The organism is Desulfosporosinus sp. OT (genome assembly GCF_000224515.1).
Lineage (GTDB): Bacteria > Bacillota > Desulfitobacteriia > Desulfitobacteriales > Desulfitobacteriaceae > Desulfosporosinus.
Genome location: NZ_AGAF01000105.1, coordinates 74,942 through 82,963, shown reverse-complemented (window position 1 = coordinate 82,963; position 8,022 = coordinate 74,942). Strand labels below are relative to the sequence as shown.

At 44.2% G+C, this 8,022-nt stretch carries 6 protein-coding genes and 1 pseudogene; 6 read left to right on the top strand and 1 reads right to left on the bottom strand.

The window, feature by feature from the left end:
- The 3 genes and pseudogenes from DOT_RS09695 to radA all read left to right on the top strand — a co-directional run.
- Window positions 1-407 (top strand): annotated as a pseudogene (locus DOT_RS09695) (ATP--guanido phosphotransferase); the annotation flags it as partial.
- A gap of 149 nt (window positions 408-556) precedes the next feature.
- Complete coding sequence (locus DOT_RS09690; protein WP_009617661.1) at window positions 557-2,998, top strand: ATP-dependent Clp protease ATP-binding subunit; 2,442 nt, start codon at window positions 557-559, stop codon at window positions 2,996-2,998.
- 117 nt (window positions 2,999-3,115) lie between these two features.
- Window positions 3,116-4,498, top strand: coding sequence for a DNA repair protein RadA (gene radA, locus DOT_RS09685; protein ID WP_009617659.1), 1,383 nt, complete (start codon window positions 3,116-3,118; stop codon window positions 4,496-4,498).
- A gap of 243 nt (window positions 4,499-4,741) precedes the next feature.
- Here radA and DOT_RS09680 read toward each other — a convergent pair whose 3' ends face one another.
- Window positions 4,742-5,134 carry a hypothetical protein gene (locus DOT_RS09680; protein ID WP_009617657.1) on the bottom strand — a complete coding sequence of 131 codons (393 nt, stop codon included), beginning with the start codon at window positions 5,132-5,134 and terminating at the stop codon, window positions 4,742-4,744.
- Window positions 5,135-5,317: 183 nt separating this feature from the next.
- On the opposite strand from DOT_RS09680, the gene DOT_RS09675 reads away from it, so the two are divergent.
- From DOT_RS09675 to ispD, 3 genes are all read left to right on the top strand, one after another.
- Window positions 5,318-5,800: a CarD family transcriptional regulator gene (locus DOT_RS09675; protein WP_009617655.1), complete on the top strand. Its 483-nt coding sequence runs from the start codon at window positions 5,318-5,320 to the stop codon at window positions 5,798-5,800.
- Between the two features lie 203 nt (window positions 5,801-6,003).
- Window positions 6,004-7,173, top strand: coding sequence for a PIN/TRAM domain-containing protein (locus DOT_RS09670; RefSeq protein ID WP_040411762.1), 1,170 nt, complete (start codon window positions 6,004-6,006; stop codon window positions 7,171-7,173).
- Window positions 7,166-7,876, top strand: coding sequence for a 2-C-methyl-D-erythritol 4-phosphate cytidylyltransferase (gene ispD / locus DOT_RS09665; RefSeq protein WP_009617651.1), 711 nt, complete (start codon window positions 7,166-7,168; stop codon window positions 7,874-7,876). Before DOT_RS09670 ends, ispD begins: the two co-directional genes overlap by 8 nt.
- The last annotated feature ends 146 nt before the right edge of the window (window positions 7,877-8,022 follow it).

The window sequence follows — 8,022 nt, the reverse complement described above, 5'->3', positions numbered from 1 at the left end:
CCAATCAGATCACGCTCGGCAAAAGTGAAGAAGATATCTTAACCCATTTGGATGCTGTGACCGGACAGATTATCGAGCATGAACTTAAGGCCCGAGAACTTCTCCAAAAGCAAATGCCGATGCTCCTGGAAGATAAGGTTTGGCGGGCGCGGGGAACTTTGCAAAACGCTCGGCTACTCTCTTCGGAAGATGCTATTCATTTATTGTCCCTTGACCGATTAGGAACTGATATGGGTATATTACCCAAGATCAAAGATGGTTTTGCAACGTTGATCGTGGATACTCGTTCGGGATGTTTGCAATATATTCTTGATCGGGAACTTGACCCCAACCAGCGGGATGAGGAGCGGGCTCGACTTATACGAGGCGCGATGCAGGAAGCACGAGGTACGATACATGAGGCATGAGGCACGAGTACACAAAGGACGAGGTAGGAAACCTGATCGCTTGTATCACAGGCTTGCTCTTTTAAATCATGAAAGCTTTGCTTTCAATCTCAATTTCGAGTTGCGAGCATCGAACTTCGTGCCTCGATAAAAGAAAGGATGAAGAAATGATGAAGAGACGTTATACAGAACGTGCAGAGAAAGTCTTAACTATAGCCCATAGTGAAGCTAAACGGATGGGACATCAAGTTGTGGGGACGGAACACATCCTACTTGGGCTTATTCAAGAGGGTGAGGGAATTGCGGCTCAGGCTTTAACCGGAATGGGTTTAGATCTGGATAAAATTCGTGGCCAGGTTGAACAAATTGCCGGGGTGGGTCAACCCTTTAACGGCGAGGTGGGGCTTACTCCGCGAGTGAAAAGGGTTTTAGAGTTGGCAAATGAGGAAACTCACCGCCAAGATGTTAATTATATTGGGACTGAACATTTGCTCTTGGGATTAATTATGGAGGGCGAGGGGATTGCGGCCCGAATCTTGGCGAATCTCAATGTGAGCCCTGAAAAAGTGTGGAAACAAGTGGTGAAACTTTTAGGTGGGGAATTAGATGAATCGGCAATACCGGCGCCTAATCCTATATCTTCCACCAAGAACGCCGGGCCTGCGAATACGCCAGCCCTCAATGAGTTTGGACGCGACCTTACAGTGCAAGCACGCGAAGCTCGTCTCGACCCTGTGATCGGGAGAGAAAAGGAAATCGAGCGAGTTATCCAGGTCTTAAGTCGACGGACTAAAAACAATCCGGCGCTGATCGGGGAACCAGGTGTCGGTAAAACAGCTATAGCCGAAGGCTTGGCCCAAAGTATTATTGGCAACAAAGTGCCGGAGATTCTTTTAAACAAACGAGTTATTACGTTAGACCTTTCAGCGATGGTTGCTGGAAGCAAATACCGGGGCGAATTTGAAGAGCGCTTAAAGAAAGTAATGGAAGAGATCCGGGCGGACGGGAACATCATCCTTTTTATTGATGAATTGCATACCTTAATTGGAGCGGGAGCGGCTGAAGGAGCTATTGATGCAGCAAATATTTTAAAACCAGCGTTAGCCAGAGGTGAACTTCAATGCATCGGGGCCACTACCTTAGAAGAATATCGAAAATATATCGAGAAGGATTCAGCCTTAGAACGTCGTTTTCAGCCCATTACGGTCGATGAACCGACTGTAGAGGAGGCAATTCGGATTCTTCATGGTTTGTGCGATCGGTATGAAGCGCATCACCGGGTCAAAATTACAGATGAAGCGATTGAGGCGGCTGCACGCCTGTCCGATCGATACATTTCAGACCGCTTCTTACCGGACAAGGCCATCGATTTAATGGATGAGGCAGCTTCGCGTGTTCGTCTAGCTAGTTTTACCGCTCCGCCAGATTTAAAATTACTTGAAGAAGAAGCGGAGCGCTTGAAGAAGGAGAAAGAAGCAGCGGTTTCCAGCCAGGAATTTGAAAAAGCAGCTCAAATCCGCGATCAGGAACACAAATTGCGGGTAGAGCTTGCTGGACAAAGAGAGGCCTGGGAAAATCTGCGTTACAAAGAGAGTGCCCAAGTCACGGCGGATGACATCGCTCAAATTGTAGCTAGTTGGACAGGAATACCTGTTAAAAAGCTTGCTCAAGAAGAAAGTGAACGTCTCCTGCATTTAGAGGAGATTTTGCATCAGCGGCTCATTGGACAAGAAGACGCAGTCACAGCCGTAGCCCGAGCAGTCCGCCGTGCGCGAGCGGGATTGAGAGATCCCAAACGCCCGATTGGTTCCTTCATCTTTCTTGGGCCAACAGGAGTTGGAAAAACTGAACTTGGTCGCGCTTTAGCCGAGGCGATGTTTGGGGATGAAAAGGCTTTGATCCGCATCGATATGTCTGAATATATGGAGAAACATGCAGTCTCAAGGCTTGTAGGAGCACCTCCAGGATATATTGGACATGATGAAGGCGGTCAGTTAACTGAATCGGTAAGGCGTAAACCCTATAGTGTTGTTTTGCTGGATGAAATCGAAAAGGCGCATCCTGAAGTATTTAATATTTTATTGCAAGTGCTTGAAGATGGTCGGCTAACGGATACTAAAGGCAGGACCGTTGATTTCCGAAATACAGTCATTATTATGACGTCAAATGTAGGATCCTCCTTCTTGAAAAAGGAAGCAATGGGATTTGCCCCTAAAAAAGACGAGAAAGCAGACTACAAGAATATGCACGGACAGGTTATGGCTGAGTTAAAACGAACCTTCCGCCCAGAGTTCCTAAATCGTATCGACGAGCTAGTAGTCTTCCATGCTCTCCAAGAGGAACATTTGGAGAAAATCACAGAAATATTAATGAGCCAAATGAACAAACGATTGGGTGAGCATGGCTTAAAGCTCGAAATTGAGAAGAGCGCAACTCTTCTAATAGCTAAAGAGGGAAACGATCCGGTTTTTGGTGCGCGTCCGTTGCGGCGAGCAATTCAACGTTTAATAGAAGATGCTCTGTCGGAAAAAATACTTGAAGGTGAATTTAAAGACGGTGACACAATTGGAGTGGAAGCCGAGGATGGGAAAATGAAATTCTCCAAGAAATGATAACTAGCTGTTGTCTCATGTAAGGCAATTCATGAATTGTCTTACATGAGAACGGCAGTACATAGAAGAAATTGATTAAAATTATCCCGAGATGTTTGATGGGAATGGGGCATTGTATTGAAGAATAAGGTGATTTATAGATGTTCCAATTGCGGCTACGAAAGCCCAAAGTGGATGGGAAAGTGTCAGAGTTGTGAGGAATGGAACACGTATGAAGAAATGATTAGTCAAGCCAAATCAACTGCAGTGTCCAATAGTCGAAAGACTTCGCCCAAAAGGCTATCTGAGGTGATATCGGGTAATAGTGATCGAATTGTTACGAGCCTAAGTGAATTTAACCGAGTGCTCGGTGGCGGAATTGTTAGGGATTCGATAATTATTTTGACAGCAAGGCCAGGTGCTGGAAAGTCAACGCTGCTTTTACAAGTGGCAGACGATGTTGCCTCTAAAGGGTATCGGGTTCTCTATGCTTCGGCAGAAGAAAGTGACAGTCAAATAAAAAGCAGGGCTGATCGAATTCTAAACAGCAACAAGAGTAACATTTGGATATACTCTGATACCAGTATGAACAATGTTCTGGCCTCTGTTGCGGAACTTGATCCGGATTTAATTATCATCGACAGTATTCAAACCTTTAATCTTGAAGAACACAATTCTCGCCCGGGCTCGCCCATTCAGACAATGGAATGTGCCAACGAACTGTTAAAAGTTGCCAAGAACAATAGCAGGCCCAGAGCGGTTATCATGGTCGGACAAATGACCAAAGATGATGAAATTGCGGGACTTCGGGCTTTGGAGCATCTAGTTGACGCGGTCTTGATATTAAATGGAGAAAATGGAGAAGAATTAAGGGGAGCATGGTGTTCCAAGAACAGATTCGGAAGTACAGGGGAAATAGGTTTTTTTTCAATGACTGAACAAGGCATGTTATCGATCGATAATCCTTCCGAGTTTTTTATGACGCAAAGGGGAGATGGGCAAAAGGTTTCTGGAAGTGCATTAACAGTAATAAAAGAGGGATCTCGCCCAATCATTGTTGAAATCGAAAGCCTGGTATCCAGATCGTTTACTCCCTATCCATCAAGAATTGCGGAGTGTTTAAGAAGAGACCAACTAAACACCATGATTTCGATACTTGAACAAAGAGGTAGAATCAACTTATACGATAAGAATGTGGTCATAAAAACAACTGGAGGTCTCCAACTTAAAGAACAATCCGTAAGCTTAGCAATTATTATGTGTATAGTTTCATCTGTGAAGGACAAAGCAATTCCGAATGATACAGTATTTCTGGCAGATGTGGGACTTACCGGCGAACTCAAAAAAGTTCCGTCAATAGAGGCGCGAATAAGAGAAATAGACAGGATGGGATTTAAGCGAGTTTATGTAGCAAAAAATACTGTCAGAGATTCTTCGAGATTCAAAAATGTTGAAATTATAGAGTTAAACACTTTGTACGATGTTATTATGCATTTAAATATGAATACGTTAGAACAATAAAGAAGACTTGGCTGGTGCCCACCACCACACGAAGACACTGTCTTCGCGCGTATTAACCCTTCTTGCAGACACTGTCTTCGCGCGTATTAACCCTTCTTGCAGACACTGTCTTCGCGCGTATTAACCCTTCTTGCAGACACTGTCTTCGCACGTATTAGCCTTCTAGTGAGTCTTGTTGAGAGCAACCGCCGGAGTTGCGCTGACCATAAAAAAAGCTCCTGCCCAATGCAGGAACTTAATAGTTTATGTCAAGTTGAAAATGGTTAGAGTCTGAAGCTTTTTGTATTCTTGATAGAGAACTTCACTTAGGGAAATGTCTAAAGCGTTAGATAGAGCGGCTATATAAAACAGCTGTTTACCTAATTCTGCTTCTATGATGTCTCGGCAGTTATCGCAGATTAATCCTTCGAGTTGACTGTTCAAGAGCTCTTTTAAATCGGCAAGGCTTGCATCTGGGGGTAGGGATTTCTTACGCGCATTCACTGCATGGCACCCGCAACTTGTAACCGACTTAACAACGGCTCGGTTAACACGCGCTGAAGTTTCTTGCCCTTTGGACAAGATATCTAAAATGCTTTGATGCCGGATTAACAGGGATTTTACCATGCTTTGGAATTGGTCAGTGAGTTGTTCCATGTGTGCGATCCTCACTCCTTTCTGCCTCCTCTATTATACCGAGACCGCTGGGTTGTTGTCAATTTTCAATAGAATTTAGGATGGATTTGGGAAATTGACAGGCTAAAGAGTTGTATGATATAATCTTAAAATTTTGACCCGGGCTATGTAACTTGATATAATGATAGTTAAGGGGGTGGCCGAATGTTTAAGGTTGGTGACAAAGTTGTATATCCAATGCATGGTGCCGGCATTATTGAGTCGATTGAAGAACGGGAAGTTCTCGGGGAAATACGTCAATATTATGTCATGCATTTACCGGTAGGGAACATGAAATTGTTTATTCCCTTGAATAACGTGGAGAACTTGGGTTTGCGGCAAGTGATTTCTCCGACCATGGTTAAAGACGTGTTAGAAGTACTGAGAACCAAAGATACGGCAGCTACCCTGGCCTGGAATCGGCGCTATCGTGCGAACTTAGAAAAGATCAAGAGCGGGAATATTTTTGAGGTTGCCAATGTAGTTCGTAGCCTTGCTCAAAGGGATAATGAGAAAGGTCTTTCGACTGGAGAAAAAAAGATGTACGAAAATGCCTGCCAAATTTTGATCAGTGAACTCGTCTTGACAGAAGGCTCTGAAGAGGCAGCAGTTAGACAATGGCTCTCCAAGGCTTTAATCCTGGCTTAGCCTTCTAAGTTAGCGTCGTATTTTATTCATAAAAAAATGGCAGTCTGGTTGCACTTAGGCACTCAAAGACGTATACTTGCTGTTATGTTAAACGAATAAAGCATAAGGAATTGAGTTAATTTCCCTAAGCTTGAGATTTAATGGCAATTCGCAGTATAATTGGAAAGACTTTTAGTCACACTATGATAAAAGGAGGTGAAATGATGATTCGCAATTTAATACGCGGGATCATCACTCTGTTAGCGGGAGCGTTGGGATTTTATCTTGATTATTTGTTTCTAAAACTTAATCTTTTACAATCCTTGGGATTAAACTTGTCGCCTGTTTGGACATACGCAACTATGATTGTCTTGTTTGCCATTATTGGGTTTTTAGTTGCTCCGGTTAGTATCCGTTCTTTTCTCTCATTAATGCGTTGGATGGATTCGCGATTAACCCGGGTCCCAACGCATGATCTTATGAGTGGAGCTGTTGGGGGGATTATCGGACTTATTATTTCAAGTTTATTTAGCAATTCATTTGTCAGTGTTCCTTTTTTTGGACCAATTTTGGCGGTCCTGCTGAGCTTGTTCTTGGGTTATCTGGGTTTAACGATTGGAATGAAACGGAAAGAGGATGTCTTAGGCTTTCTTAATTTTATTCCGAGATTCCGTGACCGGGGAGACAAAACTGATAAAGCGGACAAACAGAAGGAAGGTAAAACGGACACCCGCCTGGAGTCAGTAAATTATAAAATTCTAGACACAAGTGTAATTATTGATGGACGGATTGCAGACATTGTCAAAACTGGGTTTCTGGAAGGAATATTGCTCATCCCGAGTTTCGTCTTGGAGGAGCTTCGACATATCGCTGATTCTTCAGACTTGCTGAAGCGAAATCGTGGGCGTAGAGGACTTGATATTCTTAATCAAATTTCTAAGGAAACAGCGATCACGGTTCATATTCATGAACAGGACTTTGATGATATAAATGAAGTTGACAGTAAACTGGTACGCTTGGGGCAAGTGTTAAACTCTCCTCTTTTGACGAATGACTATAACCTCAACAAAGTGGCTGAACTTCAGGGAGTTAAGGTTTTAAATATTAACGAATTGGCCAATGCCCTTAAACCAATCGTATTGCCCGGCGAAGAGATGCTCGTCCAAGTGATGAAAGAAGGAAAGGAGCCCGGGCAGGGTGTTGCCTATCTGGACGATGGTACGATGATTGTTGTGGATTCAGGACGACGCTATATGGGGCAAACTGTCTCAGTTTTGGTAACAAGTGTTCTCCAAACAGCAGCCGGTCGCATGATTTTTGCTAAGCCGAAAAGTTCTCTGGAAAAAAAACCGATGGGCCTTCGTTCGATCGATGAGGTGAATGCGATTGGCTGAGATAGGGATCGTTATTCCTGCAGCTGGTCAAGGCAAACGGATGGGGGTCGGATATAACAAACAATTCCTGCCACTGATGGGACAACCAATTTTAGCGCATACGGTAAGACTCTTCCAAAATTCTTGTCATGTCTCTGAAATTGTTATTGTTGGGGCAGAAAGCGATGTTGCGGTAATTGAAGAACTTGTTCATCGCTATAGGTTTAATAAAGTTGTTGCCATATGTAAAGGTGGAGCGCAGCGCCAAGATTCTGTTTATGCAGGGGTTCAAGCTCTGAGTCCCACTATTCAACGAGTAGTGGTTCACGATGGGGCGAGGCCCCTTTTGGCGTTACAGGTGTTTCACCAATTCCTTAGAGAGACGGACAATTTCTCTGTTGCAATTATGGGAATCGAACTCAAGGACACTATAAAGCGAGTTGATACCTGCGGTAAAGTGTTAGAAACTCTGCCGCGTGAACGTCTGCGTGCCGTCCAGACGCCCCAAATCTTTGATCGTGGGATACTGGAAGAAGCTCATCGTCAAGCAGCGGCTGTGGAGTACTATGGTACGGATGATGCATCGTTGCTAGAACGGATGGGGTATTCCGTCCAGTTGGTACCAGGTTCCCTGGAAAATATTAAGGTGACCACGCCCGAGGACTTGTGGTTAGCTGAACGAATACTTGCGATGCGCGATGCACGAGGCACGATGCCCGAATAAGAGACAGACACAAAATACGAAACATGAACATGCAGGCAGGTCAGGTAGAAAAGATCAAAAGAACCGTTCCCCTGTCTGACCTGAAGTGTGATACGGAGAAGTGCGATGCACTAGGTACAAACACAAAGTATGAAATACATGCACTG

What these genes read in the sequence shown, in the direction of transcription:
- DOT_RS09690 (WP_009617661.1), top strand. Translation starts at nt 557, where the DNA reads ATGAAGAGACGTTATACAGAACGTGCAGAGAAAGTCTTAACTATAGCC.
- DOT_RS09675 (WP_009617655.1), top strand. Translation starts at nt 5,318, where the DNA reads ATGTTTAAGGTTGGTGACAAAGTTGTATATCCAATGCATGGTGCCGGC.
- DOT_RS09670 (WP_040411762.1), top strand. Translation starts at nt 6,004, where the DNA reads ATGATTCGCAATTTAATACGCGGGATCATCACTCTGTTAGCGGGAGCG.
- DOT_RS09680 (WP_009617657.1), bottom strand. Translation starts at nt 5,134, where the DNA reads ATGGAACAACTCACTGACCAATTCCAAAGCATGGTAAAATCCCTGTTA.